The sequence below is a fragment of the Longicatena sp. 210702-DFI.1.196 genome, assembly GCF_020563125.1.
GTDB classification, from domain to species: domain Bacteria; phylum Bacillota_I; class Bacilli_A; order Erysipelotrichales; family Erysipelotrichaceae; genus Longicatena; species Longicatena caecimuris.
In genome coordinates, this window is record NZ_JAJCPX010000013.1 from 1 (window position 1) to 18,139 (window position 18,139).

Annotated in this window: 13 protein-coding genes; 3 read left to right on the plus strand and 10 right to left on the minus strand. The window is 38.0% G+C overall.

Going from position 1 to position 18,139, the window contains the following annotated elements:
• Positions 1-76: 76 nt before the first annotated feature.
• Complete coding sequence (locus tag LI241_RS07250) at positions 77-3,205, minus strand: InlB B-repeat-containing protein (RefSeq protein ID WP_017144710.1); 3,129 nt, start codon at positions 3,203-3,205, stop codon at positions 77-79.
• Between the two features lie 498 nt (positions 3,206-3,703).
• A complete protein-coding gene (locus tag LI241_RS07255; protein WP_008687186.1) occupies positions 3,704-4,906 on the minus strand; it encodes a BTAD domain-containing putative transcriptional regulator in 1,203 nt (400 codons plus the stop codon).
• Between the two features lie 511 nt (positions 4,907-5,417).
• On the opposite strand from LI241_RS07255, the gene LI241_RS07260 reads away from it, so the two are divergent.
• Positions 5,418-5,900 (plus strand): HD domain-containing protein, encoded by a 483-nt coding sequence (locus tag LI241_RS07260; protein ID WP_008687185.1) that lies wholly within the window; start codon positions 5,418-5,420, stop codon positions 5,898-5,900.
• Positions 5,901-6,013: 113 nt separating this feature from the next.
• Here LI241_RS07260 and LI241_RS07265 read toward each other — a convergent pair whose 3' ends face one another.
• The gene (locus tag LI241_RS07265; RefSeq protein WP_117548165.1) at positions 6,014-7,330 is read right to left on the minus strand and encodes an MATE family efflux transporter; all 1,317 of its coding nucleotides are present in this window, start codon (positions 7,328-7,330) and stop codon (positions 6,014-6,016) included.
• A 62-nt stretch (positions 7,331-7,392) separates the two neighbouring features.
• Here LI241_RS07265 and LI241_RS07270 point away from each other — a divergent pair, with 62 nt between their 5' ends.
• Complete coding sequence (locus tag LI241_RS07270) at positions 7,393-8,190, plus strand: MerR family transcriptional regulator (protein WP_117548163.1); 798 nt, start codon at positions 7,393-7,395, stop codon at positions 8,188-8,190.
• A gap of 356 nt (positions 8,191-8,546) precedes the next feature.
• Here the strand turns inward: LI241_RS07270 and LI241_RS07275 are convergent, their stop codons facing one another.
• The 7 genes from LI241_RS07275 to LI241_RS07305 form a co-directional block, all read right to left on the minus strand.
• A complete protein-coding gene (locus LI241_RS07275; RefSeq protein ID WP_008687180.1) occupies positions 8,547-9,638 on the minus strand; it encodes an ABC transporter ATP-binding protein in 1,092 nt (363 codons plus the stop codon).
• 15 nt (positions 9,639-9,653) lie between these two features.
• Positions 9,654-9,827, minus strand: a complete 174-nt coding sequence (locus LI241_RS07280; protein ID WP_008687178.1) for a hypothetical protein — start codon at positions 9,825-9,827, stop codon at positions 9,654-9,656.
• Positions 9,814-11,994: a 1,3-beta-galactosyl-N-acetylhexosamine phosphorylase gene (gnpA, locus tag LI241_RS07285; protein WP_008979371.1), complete on the minus strand. Its 2,181-nt coding sequence runs from the start codon at positions 11,992-11,994 to the stop codon at positions 9,814-9,816. The genes LI241_RS07280 and gnpA overlap by 14 nt, the downstream gene beginning before the upstream one ends.
• Positions 11,995-12,003: 9 nt before the next feature.
• Complete coding sequence (locus LI241_RS07290) at positions 12,004-12,870, minus strand: carbohydrate ABC transporter permease (protein ID WP_008687174.1); 867 nt, start codon at positions 12,868-12,870, stop codon at positions 12,004-12,006.
• 12 nt (positions 12,871-12,882) lie between these two features.
• Positions 12,883-13,764: a carbohydrate ABC transporter permease gene (locus LI241_RS07295; protein ID WP_117548161.1), complete on the minus strand. Its 882-nt coding sequence runs from the start codon at positions 13,762-13,764 to the stop codon at positions 12,883-12,885.
• A gap of 73 nt (positions 13,765-13,837) precedes the next feature.
• Positions 13,838-15,172, minus strand: a complete 1,335-nt coding sequence (locus tag LI241_RS07300) for a carbohydrate ABC transporter substrate-binding protein (protein WP_008979373.1) — start codon at positions 15,170-15,172, stop codon at positions 13,838-13,840.
• A 141-nt stretch (positions 15,173-15,313) separates the two neighbouring features.
• Positions 15,314-16,405: a radical SAM/SPASM domain-containing protein gene (locus LI241_RS07305; protein ID WP_117548159.1), complete on the minus strand. Its 1,092-nt coding sequence runs from the start codon at positions 16,403-16,405 to the stop codon at positions 15,314-15,316.
• A gap of 241 nt (positions 16,406-16,646) precedes the next feature.
• Between LI241_RS07305 and LI241_RS07310 the strand changes: the two genes are divergently transcribed.
• Entirely contained in the window at positions 16,647-18,098 is a 1,452-nt protein-coding gene (locus LI241_RS07310) for an arylsulfatase (RefSeq protein ID WP_117548157.1), read from the plus strand.
• The last annotated feature ends 41 nt before the right edge of the window (positions 18,099-18,139 follow it).

Below are 18,139 nucleotides of genomic sequence, written 5' to 3' on the forward strand. Positions count from 1 at the left end.
TTAGTGGCTGTTTGCTCCAACCGATGAAGATAACATTTTCCTTTGGATGAGTGAAAACATTATCCTTTACTAGTACTTAATCTTTTACACGATACGTCATTTCATCGATGACACTTCCAACGCCACCGTTTGCATCATAATTCATCGATAAAGATTCTTGATAATCCGGAATATGGTTACCATTTTCATCCATAGCCCATACGGCATACAGCGTCGTTGTTTCCATAATGGTGAAGCTATCCTTTGGCTGTAACATCTCTTGAGGTACCTTGCCATCTGCCAAAATCACTGTAAATGGCTGTTTGCTCCAACCGATGAAGATAACATTTTCCTTTGGATATGTGAAGGCATTATCCTTTACTAGTACTTGATCTTTTACATGATACGTCATTTCATCGATGACACTTCCACTGCCACCGTTTGCATCATAATTCATCGACAAAGATTCTTGATAATCTGGAATATGGTTACCATTTTCATCCATAGCCCATACGGCATATAGCGTCGTTGTCTCCATGATGGCGAAGCTATCCTTTGGCTGTAACATCTCTTGAGGTGCCTTGCCATCTGCCAAAATCACTGTAAATGGCTGTTTGCTCCAGCCGATGAAGATAACATTTTCCTTTGGATATGTGAAGTCATTGTCCTTTATTAGTACTTGATCTTTTACATGATACATCATTTCATCGATGACACTTCCACTGCCACCGTTTGCATCATAATACATGGATAAAACTTCATTCTCATCAGGTTTTCCATTATGATTTTCATCTGGTAAGAAAACAGCTTTATAAGTTTCACTTACCCACACATGATCCTTCTGTGTTGGCATAATCTCAAAATCATATACTTTCTGCTGATTTGGTGTCAGCCAATAAGCAAATACATAATCATCATTCGCATTATCATATACCACTTTTGAACCTGCTGGTTGACCAATCACCGGATTCACCTGTTCTGTTTCCAATGATAATTTTCCTACGCTGAGTACATTTCCCTCTTCATCAACAATCGGCTTACCATCTTTATCTGTGATACTATATTGTATCGTTACATATGCTAATTCTTTATATTGTGCAATAAACGTAACATCTTGATAAAAAGCTACCTTTCCCTGTACATATTCTTCAAATGTATATTTTTCATCGTTTGATTTCCATGCAGGGTCTGCAACATCATAACCATGATCCGCGATAATTAGCGGCATTTGATAGTTATGATCAGTCCAATTTGTTCCTTTTAATACTTCCATATAGAAAGAACCATTCTCATTAGGTAGTAAATTTTCAGTAAAGGGATTATTCATTAGTTTTCCATGTTCCCCTTCTTGAAACGTGATACGTACCCATTGCGTATCATCCTTGATCCATTTGGCAACTAACGTGATTTCCTTTACTTCTTCATCGTTTTGGACGAGTGTTTGATATGCTGTTTTTGAAGCGACTTTGGTGTCCTTGTAATACCAACCATCAAACGTATAACCCTTGCGCATTGGCCGATACCCAATATTCACAATGTCATCAAATTGCACTATTTCATCAGCAATCGATGCATTATTTTCATAAAGACCGCCTTGTAAATCATAATGCACCTTATATGCATGCAAAGGTTCCCATAAAGCGGTAAAGGTATAAGTGATGTCATAATCATTTTCATACTTCCAAACATCTTTTACTTGAATTTCATCATGCGCATGGTAAATCTTATCCTCATCCTGTAATTTCCATCCTTTGAAAACATACCCTGGACGAGTTGGTGTTTGTTCACTCACTTTGATTATATTTTCTTTTACATTTGTATCTGGATGATGATAAACGTTTTGATCAGTAATCGGGGTAACCGATGTTCCACCATTTAAGTCATATTTAACTTGAATATTTACGATTTTAGCAGCAATCTTAAATTCTCTATATTTCAGATTCGGTGTGGACTGGCTATAGAAAAAAGCCGTAGTACATCCTTTCTCAATCGCCAATTCTCTTGCTTGCGTGTTCTTAAAAGAATGGATTGGCGTATAGATTCCTCCACGATAAATTGCTTCTCCTGTAGTAGCATCCAATCCTTCCATAGTTGATGCATTATGATGCAAAAACTGTGTGCCTGCCGAATAGCCTGTTGGCACTTTTACGAAAAATTCCACATAACCATTTTCATCAATCACTTCATGTGAGCGGCCTTTCTGCATCTGCTGAATGGTTTTTCCATCCTCGCTATAAAACACCTCGACATTAGAAGATTCTTGCGCAAATATAAAATGCCAACCTTCTTTTTCAGTATTCTGATATATTGCTACAAAGGTGGCATTCGCCGAAAAGATAAGCTTCGCTATATCTTCATTTGTATATAGCTTATCTTTATCCTGTGTATTTGATTCATCTTCCTGCAGTGACCATCCCATAAATACTTGTCGCGAATCATTTGGGATAGGGGTAGGAATTTGATTGTCAATTAAAGAATTGTTTTTATATATTTGCTGTTCATATTTATCGGAACTGCCATCGATTGTTCCATTGGCAGGATCAAAGGTAATGGTGATAAGTTCCTCTTTATTCCCTTTATGAAAAACGAATTTTGTATCCTCATAAATTGGTGTCTGATTGGGGACGATTGCATTTCCACCAGGGCCATCTTTCGTCCAAAATCCACCATTAACGATTGGTGCATGTTTGGGCATTTCACCATGCTTCACATACTCTATTGTTTCTTCTTGATTCACAATGTAAACTACCTTATGCATCGTTTCTTCATACGGCTGTGTTCCTTTTGTTAATGACGCTTGTTTTTGATCTTTTGCGACTTCTATCGTAAGCACTTTATGCAAATTACTGCCATCATTCGCTTTTAAGGATATCTTACTTCCAGAAATAAACGGCTTTTGATCAAGCATCATGTTAATAACACGATAACCATTTACCAGTGAAATTTGGGTATCACCAGGATCATTACCATCCGTTAAGATCATATTGATATCATCAAGAATTTCATCAGCTAACAGAACCTTAACAGTCAAAGAAGGTTGCTTGTTTGCCATTTGACGCAACTGTTCTTTGGTAATCACTTGAACAGAATCATTTTCCATTGTTACTTCCACAACGTTGCCCGTCGTTGTCTTTGTCGTTTTTGCCGTGATTGTCATAAAATTACTCGGTACCAGCTGTAACAACAAGGCAAATATCACAAATATTTTAGCGCATTTTCTTCTCATCTTCTCCATCTCCTTTCTCTTTCATTTATACTCCCTAACATAAAAATAAAGCCACCACTGACTTTACTTTTTCATTATATGAGCAGACTAGTTATAAAATGGTTTTATTTTAAATCAGCTACTGTTTTCTTTTGAAAAAAAGACGTGTTTGGGCTTAGGTAACATTTGAAGTGATTCTTTTTAACCCCTTTTTTCAGCATGTTTTTATTACTTTTCACAACGATACATATCAGTGCATAAGAAACTACATCCTTGGTACACTAGATAACGATAAAAACGATATTTCCCCTCAGATAATAAAAAGAATATCCAAAATCTTTAGCGATCTGAATTAAGGGTTCGTTTAGGGGATCAAACTTTAGAGGGCTTAAAGATTCGTTTGTTTTTTTCTTTCTCCCTAAATTTCTGGTGAAAACCTCTAAAAAATTTGACTATCTAATAATTAATTGCCCTAAAAAAGAACAGAATCGCTTCTGCCCTTTTTGTGCACTCTTTTTTTTATTCTGCTTCCTCTGGATCAAGTAATTTTGCTTCCGTGACATAATAATTCAGACGTAATTTCTTATTACGGAATTTTTTATAAAAGCGATGACTGATACGCTGAATAATCAGATAAGCATTTTCTACCGTCTGACAATCTACTAAGACAATAAATTGTCCTTCATTGATTTTCGCAAACAAATCATTCTTACGTAAGGATAACGCAATCAGATGTTTCACCTTGTTCACTACTTTAAATACTTCTTCTTCTTTATCATCTTCATGACTGATTTCAAAAGATATCAGATATAAACGCTTATTATCTCGCATAGCGCTTTTCATGACCAACTCGTACATGTACTTAAACATTTCAAAGGTACAGTAGAATCCGCCTTCTTCCTCGGTTCGTCTTGATAGTTGTTTCAATAAACTATCAATTTTTACACGTTCAATGTTTTCATGATCACTCATGATGGCATCATATAATTCTTTAAATCGCATCGATAAACCTGTTCCAAGCTCTTTTACAAAAGATTCATTTAAATCATCATAATATCGCAATGCTTTGTGATAATCACTCGTTTCAAGTAAACCTTTCATATAATAATAGTGCAGACCTTCATAAAACGGTTCTAATAAGATTGCCTGATAATTTAAAGTCATCATTTCCTCATATTTTTGCTCTTCCAACAGTTTCTTACATATCTTTATCACGCATTTCACATACGCATGCCGATAGAATTCACATACTTGTTGTGTCCACATAAGCTGTGAATTTGATATATAAAATTTCCCCTTATATAGGTCTACCATGCGATACGCTATCTTCATCGTTTTTGCACTGAGATTCTCCTCAAATTTGATTTCTTCCCAAAGATTACCAAATTCTTCCGAATCAATATGCCATTCAAAATCAGGATTTAACTGATAACCCTGTTTAACGGTCAAGATCAATTCCTTACCTTCAAAAAAAGGTATTTTTTGTACATCCTTTCGAAAACGATGAATCGTAAACTTTAACGCGCTTATCGGATTATCGCTTTCCGGCCATAAAATTTCGATAAGCGTATCTTTGTGCACCGGTTGTTCACGGTAATAAAGAAATACCTGAAAAAGATTTACCAGCTGTTTTCCAAGATATTCGGTGATAATCGCTTTTTCTTTGCCACATGTAATCGTGAATTCATTAAAAAGTGTAACGTCAAAAATTTCCTTTGCCATTTCGCCACACGTCCTTTCACTTATTTTCTATAAGTTTTGAAATGCCCTACTATCTATCCGCTAGAAATAATGTACATAATGTTGTTCCACCTTCCATAAGGCTCCCATCCTTACAGAAGAAATTCGTTATACTGTTTTTAAGATAACGATGAAGATAGCTGCATTTACATCCTATTTTTGATTGCAGTTTTGTGTATGGAAGGATTACACAAACACGCGAAATAATCCCATCCTTCGTTACTATTTTAGCATTCTATTACATGCAAGTCAAATAAGCGATTATGCAAGATAAAAAAGTAAATAATCTGCCATTTTTATGCATTTTTAGGACAATAACCACATATAATATATTCTTCTTGTTCGGTAATTTTATTGCGTAAATAGTAATTATGGTTAGTTTTTATGAACACGTTAAAAAACTTTGTCGAACAAAGATACTTATGACCAAAACACTCTGAAAGCCTATACAAAGCACTGTATACATGCTAGAATAATAAAAAGAGGTGATGATATGGACCGCCTGGAATTAATACGCGAAAAAGTTGATCAAGAAATCAACAAATTACAAAAAGAAGAAACACGTAAATTCGCTTATATTCATACGTATGGTGTTGCACAAGCCGCAGCGCTTTTGGCAACCATTCGGAAAGCTGATGTAGAGCTTGCCTGCATAGCGGCTATGCTACATGATATTGCTTTATATACGGAAAATTGTCCTCATGCTGTTCACGCCAAACGCAGTAGTGAATACGCGGAAAAGCTATTAAACGAAACGAAGGCCTTCACTGAAGAAGAAGTTCAGATCATTCGTAATGTCATCGCTGTTCATTCTGATAAAATGAGTCGTCATGATGGTACGATATCGGAAATCTTAAAAGATGCCGATGTCTTACAACATTACTTATATAACGTAAATATTAAGCTATCGGAAAAAGATAATTATCGTCTCTTCTATTTGTTAGAAGCACTAGAAAAAATACAGAATCAAAAATAAGCCTGTTTCCTACATGATTTCTCAAATATTACCCAGACATGTCCACATGCTGTATATATAAGAGTTGATCATGAAAACAGGCTTTTATAATACATATCAAACAATCCTAAGCATTATGAAGATGCTTGCTTTCTCTTTTTATATTCCGTATGCATAAACCAAGTACTGCATAATAAGGTCATACATTCACATAACAAGGTCGCAAGCCATATGCCATCTCCTTGAAACAGCCATCCCAGCACCCAGATAGAAAAAGCTATGAATACAAATCCTCGTAATATAGAGATTGTAAAAGAATATCGGTTTTTTTCCAAAGCTGCAAAATAACCACTATATATAATGTTATAGCCAATAACCAAATAACATAGGGAAAACATGCGAAAGGCTTTTACACTATCATGAAATAAGGGCTGTATATTTGTATCAATAAATATGGAAACTATAAGCGGTGCTGCCAACAGGCAGAAACCAAGGGCAACAATTGATATTGTAAATGTTGATATACGGGCATAGCGTAAAAATAATGTACAGGTCGCGGGCTCCTTTTTTCCATGATAAAAGCTGACTAAAGGTTGTGTTCCTTGTGATATTCCTGTAAAGGTCATCATCACCAGATTGTATATATACGTAATCACCGTATAGGTGACAATTCCATCATCCCCTATATATTTTAAAATAGCATGGTTAAAAAGAAAGACGATGACGCCTGCCGACATTTCCGTGATAAAGTCAGCTATACCGATAGGCAGAATGCGCTTATACACCGACATATCTAAAGTTGTACGACACCAATGAATATTTCCCCTTTTCATCAAAAAATGAAGAAAGAATACGGTAAAAGTTAACACCTGTGATAATCCGGTAGCTAAAGCTGCCCCTTTGATTCCCATAGGAAATACAACGACTAAGACAAAGTCCATCACAATGTTTGTGACTGCCCCAACACTTACGGCTGCGGTAGCTAAACGAGGAAATCCATCTGTTTTTACTAATACTTCTAAAGAATACGATACGATGAAAAAAAAGCTGAACCATGCGATTGTTCCCAAATAATCCAGCACATAGGGCATCGTAGCTTCACTAGCACCTAAAAAGCGTGCTAAATCATTTAAGAAATATTGTGCAACCAACGTAATAACGATACCGCAGACGCTTAAAAACAGTGTATTTCGCGTAAATGTCTGATTCGCTTGTACCAGCTTATTTTCTCCTCGAAAAATAGCCACGACCGTCGATGTCCCAACGGAAAATAAAATGGAAAAAGCAAATATAAAATTTATATAGGGCATAGCGATATTGACTGCCGATAAGGCTTTTTCACCAACAAAACGTGCAACATAAATACCATCGATCATCGTATATAAATTAAATACCAGCATTGATACTATGGATGGCACGACAAATTTTAAAAACTGTTTTTTATGATTCATAAAACACCTCACTTGCATGAGCATTATAAACCTTGGTATAATACCAGAGTCAAGAGGTGTACATGAAAAACTACTATAAAATTAATGAAATTTCTAAATTATACAATATTGGCGTAGATTCCTTACGTTATTATGAAGAAATCGGTATTCTTCATCCCATGCGTGACAAGAATCGCTATCGGCAATATACGACAAGTGACATTTATCGTTTGAACATGATCCGCGATTTACGTAATTTAGGATTCTCCATGAAGCATATTGCCGCCTATTTAGAAAACCGTACAATTGAAAATAGCCTTGCCTTTATGGAAGAGGAAGAACGTATTGTCGATCAACGTATTCAAGAGCTGAAAAAACTGAAAAAGGATTTACAGCGTCGTAAAGCTTCTTTATTAAAAAGTACCAAAGTTGTCTTTGATAAGATGGAGCTTTTGCATCTTAACCAACGTAAATGTGTTTCCTTAGCCACTGATGATATTCACGATGATATTGAATATCAATTGATTAAGCTCAGCAAAGAATATGAAGACAATATTTATACAATCGGCAATTTTCACACTGGCTGCTTTTTGAACATTGAAGATAAGAACCATATTCATCCTTCCTCTGTTTTTATCATGGAAGACACTTTAACAGATTATGAATTCACATTGCCTGAGGGTCTTTATCTCAATCTTTATTACCAAGGACCGCGTGATCCTGATTATCAACATTTGAAAATAATGATCGAATATTGTCAACAGCATCACTATACGATCGTATCGGAAGCCATGGAGTTTTTTGTCATTGATGTGCATGAGACACGCCAAAAAGAAGAATATATCACCCAACTGCAATTACAAGTATGCCAAACGAAATAAACAGTAGTATCTCACTTTCTGATGACGTAGAATATTTAAAAAAGCTTGCTTAAAACGGTTGTGTTTTCAAATTTTTAACGCTTCTACAATTACTTACATATCCATTGATCTTATCTGGTCCTTTTATTCCTAGCTATTGAATTGGTAACATCACGCTTATAAGATATTATAGAAACATTTCACATAAAAAATCCCGCTTATCACGGGATTTTTTGTCAATCTGCAATTCCTTCCTGATGTCAGATCGACTCTTCCTATAGCTGAAGAGGCTATATATTAGAGGAGGGGACATGCTATTTATCCATATCTGCCTCTTCAGCAACACCTTTCCTTATGGAAAGATGGGGGAATTCTTATTATACAATCGTTAATTCTGTTTCTTGATCGAAGAAATGTACCTTACTTAAATCCATAGCAAGTTCAATCGTTTCATGTGCACGGGCTTCCATACGTGCCGCAACCTTTGCTTCTAAACGTTGTTTGCCCCATTTGCCATGCAGGATGAATTCATGACCCAGCAATTCGCTGACATCTACATCAAATTGGAAATGTGCCGTTGGATACGTATCGGCAACGATACCTTCACCATGCAAATCTTCTGGACGAATACCCATCACAATTTCTTTGCCATCATATGGCTTCAATGCTTCATGGAACATTTCCGGCAGTTTGATTTCATGATCATTACAGATAAAGCTGTGTCCTTTGCAAATTCCGGTTAAGAAGTTTGTGGCAGGTGCTCCCAGGAATCCGGCAACGAACATATTGGCAGGATTATTATAGATTTCCTTAGGACTTCCGATTTGTTGAATATACCCTTTCTTCATAACAACAATACGGTCAGCCATCGTCATAGCTTCGGTCTGATCATGAGTTACATAAATCGTTGTCGCATTGATACGCTCATGCAATTTGATAATTTCACTACGCATCTGTACACGCAGCTTTGCATCCAGGTTTGACAGTGGCTCATCCATCAAGAATACTTTCGCATTACGTACAATCGCACGTCCTAAAGCAACACGCTGACGCTGTCCGCCTGATAAAGCTTTGGGCTTACGATCCAAATATTCTTCGATTTCCAGAACACGTGCAGCCTCATGCACACGTTTGTCGATTTCTTCTTTTGGCACTTTTTTCAGCTTTAAGCCAAATGCCATATTATCGTAAACACTCATGTGTGGATACAATGCATAAGACTGGAAAACCATCGCGATATCTCTATCCTTTGGTTCCACGTCATTCATCAATTTGCCATCAATGTAAAATTCTCCGGCACTGATGTCTTCCAACCCGGCAATCATACGCAATGTTGTTGATTTACCGCAGCCGGATGGTCCTACAAAGACGATAAACTCTTTGTCTTTAATCTCCAGGTTGAAGTCAAATACTGCCTGGACATTATTGTCATATATCTTATCAATATGTCTTAATGATAATTCAGCCATTCTTATTACCTCCTGTTATTTGTATTTTCTGTTGTATAAATACAGCAGAACGAGCAATCCCGCAAGGCCGATGAATTCCATGCCTAGATTTGCCACACTGACGGTTTTCTGTCCGACAATGATCAGTCCAAGAAACACGAAGAACAAGATTGCCATGATTATATTTTTCACTGCATTATTTTCCATCATTTATCACCATCCATCTTATTTCACCAGGGGCGAGTGTTACTGCGACATGATTGCCTTCTCCATCATACACATTTGTTTTTTGTTCTTGATTGGTATTATTTAGAATTGCATACATGTTGTTATCCGGATATGCATGAACTTCACAATAGAGGTTATCCGCATACCATTTTTTAAATTCTTCTTCTTTATGTGCCGCATAATAGAGAGAACGCAGCAGTACGCGTGTATTCTGCGTGCTGTATGGAAGACCGGCAATATAAACGCCTCTTCCTTTTCCATAAGTATGTGCACCTAAGTGTACTTCGCCGTTGCTGTAGGAAATAATCTCGGTATCTTCATTCAGCGCATAAATGTTTCTCATACCTTCACCAAAGTCCAATTCTTCCACTACATCTTCCGTAATGAAGTGACTTGCTAATGGGGTGTGGAAATATTTATCCGTGTGTAGTGTGAAACCTAATTCTTTATCGACACCTAAAGCATCCGCCAGCTGGAAGAATCTTCCGCCGTTTTCAACTGCTGCTGGTTCACCAATACCGACAAATCCACCGCCATTATAGATCCATTCACGCATCATGGAGATTAATTTTTCATTCTTCCAAACATCTCCACCGGAGAATGCGGTGTGGGCATCCCCTGCATTGATGATAACATCAATATCTTCTGGGATTCCATGTTCCAACACCTCATCGAAGCTGAGGAAGACAACATCTACGCTGGCACCACTAAGCGATTCCAGCATACCATTGTATGAGTAAATTTGTTTGCAATACAAACCATGGGCAACCATATATGCATGCCAGCTGCGTAAAGCACCCCAGCTGTTTAAGATTGCTACCTTTAATCCGCAATATGGTGTTTGACCATGTACACGATCATAGATTTCACGGAATTCATCACAAACTTTTTCAATATAGTCTACAAACTTTGGAAATTTGTAAGCTAAGCTAGGATATCCGCCATAGCCGATACGATCAATTGGTTTACGCATAATCGCACGACGTGCACTTAACCAGTTATCAATTGCCTCAATTGTCGGATCATTTCCTTCATAGAAGGTATCCGGGAAGAAATATGGAAGGAATCTTCCTTCGTGGTATTTCACACCGGGAATATCGGAAATCAAGCGCAAGGTAGCACCTCCGCCAACACTTCCGACAACAGCATCTAAGCCGATTTCCGGAAAGTATTTGCCATAAGGCTCCGTACCAATCCAGTTATCTCCCAAAAACATCATAGCTTCTTTGCCAGCATCATGAACCAGCTGTACCAATTCTTTTGCTGTTTCCGCAACAAAGCGCTGTTGGAAATCAATGTATTCCAAATATTCTTTGGTTGGTACACAGAAGGTTGAGTTGTAGTATCCATTATCTACAAATACTTCCGGACGTAAGCGATAGCCATAGGCTTTCTCGAAGGCTAAAATTGCCTCAGTAGAAACACTAGCGCCATATCCACACCAATCCACAAATTTTTCTTTTGCCAGCTTATTGAAGATTAACGTAAAGTGATAGAAGAACGTTGTAAATCGTACGACATCACAGCGTTTATTCTCTTCATCAGCCAACCAGTCTTTTAAATATTGTACGACATATGCGCGAGAGAAAGGTTTTCGTACATCAAAGGGAATTTCATGAGGTTTATCACCCCAGTCATTGGTGATGTGATTGTACATCTGTGTTGGATCCCATAAGATATAAGCCAGAAAAGAAACGGTATATTCATGGAACTTCTTAGCATGATGTATCGTGAGCGTATGGTCTTTTGTATTTATATCCCAATCCTTCACATCAACAACTTCTTGTGTTGTACGATCAATAACTTCCCACCATTCCTTTGGATCATGGTCATAATCCGGTGTTACCTGCTGATCAAAATATTCAGCCGCAAAGGCAATCGTAATTTCTTCTTTATCGGCTAGTGTATAAGGACTCATCAGATAAATCTGCTGACATTCCTCCATATGCTGCTGAGCAAATTCATTATGACCTCTGGCAACAAAATAAGTCGTATAAATTTTGGCATCTAACGATTTGATTCCTTCATCCAGCTTAGTGCCGTCACTGTCACGAATGGCATCGGCACCCCAGCGTTTCAGCAGGTCTTTACTTTCTTCAAGGAAATTAGATTCTCCAGGTAATGTCACTCTTCCAGTCGTTTTTCCCATAATCGTCTCCTAATCTTTCAAACCGCCAAGGCTCATGCCCTCGGTCAGTTTCTTCTGTACTAAGATGTACAGAATCAGTGTCGGAACCATGACGATTACCAAGCCGGCATACATAACACCAAAGTCTGCAGCCGCTCGCTGATCTGCCATCAAGAATTTCAAACCGACACCCAAAGTTGAGTTGTCTTTTTCCATTAATGTAAAGGCCATGATATATTCATTCCAGAATGCTAAGAATTGGAATAAGATAACCGTAATGATACTAGGTCTGGCCATCGGTATCATGATCTTAGTCATTGTCTTAAAGTATCCACAGCCATCAATCAAAGCCGCCTCTTCATAAGCTTTCGGCAAAGTTTGGAAGTAGCCGCTGAGCAAATAGATCGTAAATGGCAGCGACGTTGCCGCATATATCAGTGACAGCATGATTTTATTGTTTAAGAACACATCCTGTACCTGTAATGCAATTTCCCAATGGAACAGCATAACATAAATCGGCAATACAATATAGTTCGTATTAATGAAAAGTCCTGCCATAAATAATGCATTAAAGAATTTCTTTCCTTTGAAACGGAACCGTGCCAATACATAAGATGCAGGCAGTGCAACGATCAATAAGAAGAATATACTCATCGCCGTTACAATGACGGAATTCACCAGGTAGTCACCCATGCGCGCTTTTTGAAATGCAGTCGCAAAGTTTGACCATAGTACCTGTGTAGGTAAGCTCCAAGGACTGCGCTGAACTAAATCAGACTGACTCTTTACACTGGCCATGAAGACCCACACGATTGGTACGATAATAGTGATTGCTAACGCGATTAGAGCGACGTAAACAAACACTTTATATAGCGAAAATTTCTTTTTTTCTTTCATTTTGTTTACCTCCTAGAACTCTAATACGTCACGTTTTGTAATATTGTTCAAAATGCCCGATAAGGCAAATGAGAACAGGAAGATACATACACCAGCAGCCATCCCATAGCTGTAGTTGCCGGCAAATGCTTTATTATACATATAGTTCAATGGTACTTCTGTGCCTAGGGAACCTTCCGTATTAATCTGGACAAACATGAAACTTAAGTTGATCGTAGAAATAACGAAGAACGTAAGTGTTGTTCGTATATTATTCCAGATAAGCGGTAAGGTAATCATAAAGAACTGTTTGATCTTACCGGCACCTTCCAAAGAAGCTGCTTCATACAGGTTTTCCGGAATGGATGACATGCTCGCCATGTACATAACCATATAGTAACCAATTGCCTGCCAGATCAATGCTACGATAATAGAGTAATTTACAATATCCGGATCCCCCATCCAAGCTCTTGTCAAGCCACTCAAACCAATCATTTCCAAGAAGGAATTCAAGATACCATTGGATGGCTGATAAATAGCCGCGAAGATACCGGCAATAACAACGATACTTAAAATATTAGGAATATAGAAGATGACACGGAAGAAGTTCTTTCCTCTGAATTCTTCTCTTGTCAGCAGGGTTGCGAATAAGACAGCCAGTACTAAAGTAACAAGTGTTACAAGCGTAATGGTTAAAATAATATTCTGCATAGATTCAATAAAACGTTCATCGGAGAATAATACTTTAAAGTTGTCTAAAGCGACAAATGCACCGTCATGAATCAAATCTGTCTTATCAAAGAAGGATTCTTTAAAGACGGTAATCGTTGGTACAGCAATAAAGAGGATAGCCAATATTACTGCGGGCGCCAGACATCCGAAGATAAATGTACGCTGGGCCTTCTTTTTGTTCATATAGAAACCTCCAATCTTTTTAAAAAGCGATGAACTGGATGGCTCATCGCTTAATTATTACCAACTTTTTTACTTATTTAACTGGGTTAGCTTTCAGTTCTTTCCACAGTTTAATCAGTTCAGATTTCCAAGTGGCTACATCTTTCTTGCCAGTTGCGATGTCATCAATTGGTCCATATAAAGATGCGTTGAAGTCCAGTTTAGGAAGTGCTTTTTTGTCGTATGCTGCATAAGATGCACCAACGATAGTTTCCACGTTCTTTTCACTATAAGTAGCGAATGCTTTACCTAAGTCAGAGTTCTTGTCAATCTTGTCAGTGATACCCTTAACAGGAGCAACGATATCATGTTTCAACATAATTTCAGCGCCTTCTTCAGAGTAGATGAATTCCAAGAATTTCTTAGCATCAGCTGAATTTTTAGCCTGCTTAGGAATCCAAGCCTGTTCTGTAAAGGATGCAATTGCACGTTTACCATCTTTTTCGAATGCTGGCAGAGCCATAACGCCCCATTTGAATCCTTTTTCTGGAGTTGTTTTGCTCATTTCATTCTTTACCCAATAACCATTAGGCATGAACAATGCTTTACCATCAATAACAGCCTGCTGGTTGTTTGTAAAGCCATCTTTTGCGTTAGCGTTTGCTACCGTATCTTTAAACAGATAACCGTTTTCTTTAGCAACTAATTTACCAACTGTTTCAAGAATCTTTGTACCTTCTTTTGAAGTCCAAGTAGAATCATCATAAGATAATGCTTTATCTAGGATACCTAATTGTTTGTACATACCGATCAATGTGTTATCGAAGTAACCTTTTACTGGATATGTGAACAATGCTGGTCCATTTTCTTTCTTCAGCTGATCACCTAAAGCAAACATTTCATCCCAAGTAGATGGTAATGCATATTTCTTACCTTCACCGATCAATTCAGCATTGTAGAAGAATGCACCTGGAGTATACATGATTGGTGCTAAATAGTTCTTTCCATCACCTAAATATTTAGATACGGAACTATCAGCAAATGCTTGATCAACATCTTTTGCGTTTGCGAATACATCAGAGATATCCATAACTTCGCCGCTGTTCAGCTGGCTTTCTGTGAATCCTGATTTCTGTCCTACGTTGTAGTAAACCAAATCAGAGTAAGTACCTGTAGCGTTTTCTTTATTCAAAACTGCTGGTAAGTCTTTTTCAAAGCGCATCTGAACGTCTACTTCTGGGTATTTCTTTTCAAATGCTGCTTCCAGATCCTTCCATACTTCCTCTCCGTTACCACCAGAGAATGAGTCAAATTTCAGAACTCTTTTTTCTCCGCCGGATTTGTCAGCGTCATCTTTCTTGCTGCCGCATCCTGTAACAACGCTTGCAACCATCAGGCCGGCACAAGCTAATGCTACCATTTTCTTCATAAAACTGTTCCTCCTTCATTTGGATTTGTTTTCCATACCTAAATATTACATAATGAAAGCGTTTTATACAATCCCTATATTGTTCTGTTTTTTATATTTATTGCTTTTTTGATAATAGAAACAATATTTCTTCCCTTTCATTCACTTACATTCTATTTCATATGAAATATCAGCTAAGACAATTGGTAATACATGTACTAAAAATTCTCGATACCCACAATATCCAATCGTTTCCTCTAAATAAATATCGCGTTTGCGCTTGCATCCTCCACGACAAAAATTAAGATAGGAGCACGTTTGACATTGTTTAGGAAGTTCTTGTTTTAAGAATTGCTCTGCCCTCTCACATTGTCTTGCTGACGTCAGGGAGTGAGTAGCAAGCGTTCCGCAGGCAAATTGTGGCAATGCATAAAAATCACATGGATAGATGGTACCATCTGCTTCTATGACATACTGAAATGCACAGCGTCCCAGCCGCCCACAAGTTAAGGGTAAAGAATCCATGCACATGAGATACAGATCATCAAATAAGCCGATATGTAAGGGATGCCCCTTTGAAATGCCTTGATGCCATAAGTGAAACATCTCGATGTAAAAACGAGCAAATCCCTGTGCCGATAAATAACGATGTTTCTTTGTCAAATCCGGTAAACAGGGAATCAATTGCACATATTCCATCTTATGCTGGATAAAAAAATGATACAGGGCCTTAACATGTGCCACACTTTCCTCATGCACCACACTTAAGATATTCACTTTCACACCATGCCTTTGTAATAATTCATACGCACGCAGTACACGCCAATACGTCTTTTCCCCTTGCGCATCTTTTCGCATATGTTCATGCAATGATTCATAGCCATCAAGTGATATTCCTGTTAAAACATCATGCTGTTTTAAGAAAAGAGCCCAGGCTTCATCCAGCAACAAGCCATTTGTCTGCAGGCTGTAACGTATTTGCTGTTTATGTTGTTTTTCTTTCACCCGTTTGATAAAAGAGATAAAAAAAGGCAATCCAGCTAAGGTAGGTTCTCCACCTTGAAACGCAAAATGAATACTTCCCTCATCATCTACACATGCAAAAGCGCGTGCAATGACCAGTTCCATCACCTCATATGTCATAACACCTGCAAAATCCTTGCGATGATTTGCGACATCGTGGTAAAAACAGTATCCACAAGCCATATTGCAGGCCGCACCTGCCGGTTTGATTAATACACTAAGCTGTTTCATATAGAACCTTCCTTCCCTGATCTTTTCTTTTTCATGCGTATTATTTTATTACATCATTTGGTAGAATGAAATATATTTATTATATAAGATGGTCTTTTTTATGAGTATCTTGACATCTTTTTCGGCATCATTTTACAAACCGTCTGTTTTTTCTTATAATGAAGATGTTGTAAGCTTACGCAAAGCAAAGTAACTGTTTATAGCGTAGCGTATCTCCATATAAAAAGTAAAGGAGTTTTCTATGAAAAAAGCAAATGTCCTCTTATTGATGTGTGATCAGTTCCGCGGCGACTGCCTATCCATTGCACATCATCCGGATGTAAAAACACCTTATTTAGATTCTTTAGCAAATGATGGTGTCTTATTTGAACAGGCCTATTCTGCTTGCCCTAGCTGTATTCCCGCTCGCGCTGCTTTGTTAACAGGACGAAGTCAAAGAGCACACCGCCGTGTCGGCTATGAGGATAATATCCCTTGGGAATATGAGCATTATTTGGCAGAAGAGTTTAGCAATGCCGGCTACCAAACGCAATGTATCGGCAAAATGCATGTTCATCCGCCGCGGTTATTATGTGGCTTTCAAGGATTGAAGCTGCATGATGGGTATTTGGGATGTTATCGAGGCAATGATATACCACATTGGATGCATCAAGAGGTCTGTGATGATTATCTGTTTGACTTACAAAACAGTTTAGATCGCCATGCGGATGTCAATGCCAGCGGTGCTGAGTGTAATTCCTGGGTCACTCATCCATGGATCTATGAAGAACGATTGCATCCTACCAATTGGTGTGCTGATAACAGTATTCGTTTTTTAAAGACAAGAGATCGCAGTAAGCCGTTTTTTCTCATGAGTAGTTTTGTTCGTCCGCATCAGCCATTAGATCCTCCACCTGCTTACTATGCGATGTATAAGGATAAGCAACTGCGCGAACCTGCAAAAGGCGATTGGGATAATGAAGCGATGACAAAGCAATATGGCTTTACAAGTGATTCCATCTATGGTTGTAATGATGCAGCTATGCGTCATGATGCTATGGCTGGATATTATGCTTCCATCACGCATGTAGATCATCAGATTGGACGTATTCTCAGTGCCCTTCGTGAAGAAGGAATGTATGAGGATACCATCATCCTCTTTGTCAGTGATCATGGTGAAATGCTGTTTGATCATAGCCTATGGCGTAAGGTTTTCCCTTATGAAGGCAGTACCCATATTCCCTTCCTTATGCATATCGGTAAAAACATTGCGGATCTTCTTCCTAAACGCATACAGGGTATCTGTGAATTACGCGACATCATGCCGACTCTGTTAGCTTTGTGTGACTTGCCGATTCCTGAAACGGTGGATGGTCTTTCCTTGTATGATACGATTTTGCATGATACAGAAATCGAACGCTCTTATCTGCATGGCGAACACAGTTTTCATTCGGGATTCAGTAACCACTATATCGTAACGCCAACAGACAAATATATCTGGTATAGTGAAACTGGCAGGGAACAATATTTCCATCTCGCCAATGACCCAAATGAAACACACGATGCTCTTCATGATGTACAATACCAGCAACGCATTGAGCAACTGCGTAAATATTTAATCGCTGAATTAAAAGATCGAGAAGAAGGATATAGCGATGGTTCTCGTCTATTTTCCGGTAAATGTGCCAAAACCATCTTACAACAAAAGTATTAAAAAAAGAGGGAGTGACTTGTCTTCACTCCCTCTTTTTTATC

Excerpts from the sequence above, each read along its gene's own strand:
- gnpA (WP_008979371.1), bottom strand. The coding sequence starts at position 11,994 with ATGGGAAAAACGACTGGAAGAGTGACATTACCTGGAGAATCTAATTTC.
- LI241_RS07290 (WP_008687174.1), bottom strand. The coding sequence starts at position 12,870 with ATGAAAGAAAAAAAGAAATTTTCGCTATATAAAGTGTTTGTTTACGTC.
- LI241_RS07260 (WP_008687185.1), top strand. The coding sequence starts at position 5,418 with ATGGACCGCCTGGAATTAATACGCGAAAAAGTTGATCAAGAAATCAAC.
- LI241_RS07280 (WP_008687178.1), bottom strand. The coding sequence starts at position 9,827 with ATGATGGAAAATAATGCAGTGAAAAATATAATCATGGCAATCTTGTTC.
- LI241_RS07300 (WP_008979373.1), bottom strand. The coding sequence starts at position 15,172 with ATGAAGAAAATGGTAGCATTAGCTTGTGCCGGCCTGATGGTTGCAAGC.
- LI241_RS07265 (WP_117548165.1), bottom strand. The coding sequence starts at position 7,330 with ATGAATCATAAAAAACAGTTTTTAAAATTTGTCGTGCCATCCATAGTA.
- LI241_RS07270 (WP_117548163.1), top strand. The coding sequence starts at position 7,393 with ATGAAAAACTACTATAAAATTAATGAAATTTCTAAATTATACAATATT.
- LI241_RS07250 (WP_017144710.1), bottom strand. The coding sequence starts at position 3,205 with ATGAGAAGAAAATGCGCTAAAATATTTGTGATATTTGCCTTGTTGTTA.
- LI241_RS07310 (WP_117548157.1), top strand. The coding sequence starts at position 16,647 with ATGAAAAAAGCAAATGTCCTCTTATTGATGTGTGATCAGTTCCGCGGC.
- LI241_RS07295 (WP_117548161.1), bottom strand. The coding sequence starts at position 13,764 with ATGAACAAAAAGAAGGCCCAGCGTACATTTATCTTCGGATGTCTGGCG.
- LI241_RS07305 (WP_117548159.1), bottom strand. The coding sequence starts at position 16,405 with ATGAAACAGCTTAGTGTATTAATCAAACCGGCAGGTGCGGCCTGCAAT.
- LI241_RS07275 (WP_008687180.1), bottom strand. The coding sequence starts at position 9,638 with ATGGCTGAATTATCATTAAGACATATTGATAAGATATATGACAATAAT.
- LI241_RS07255 (WP_008687186.1), bottom strand. The coding sequence starts at position 4,906 with ATGGCAAAGGAAATTTTTGACGTTACACTTTTTAATGAATTCACGATT.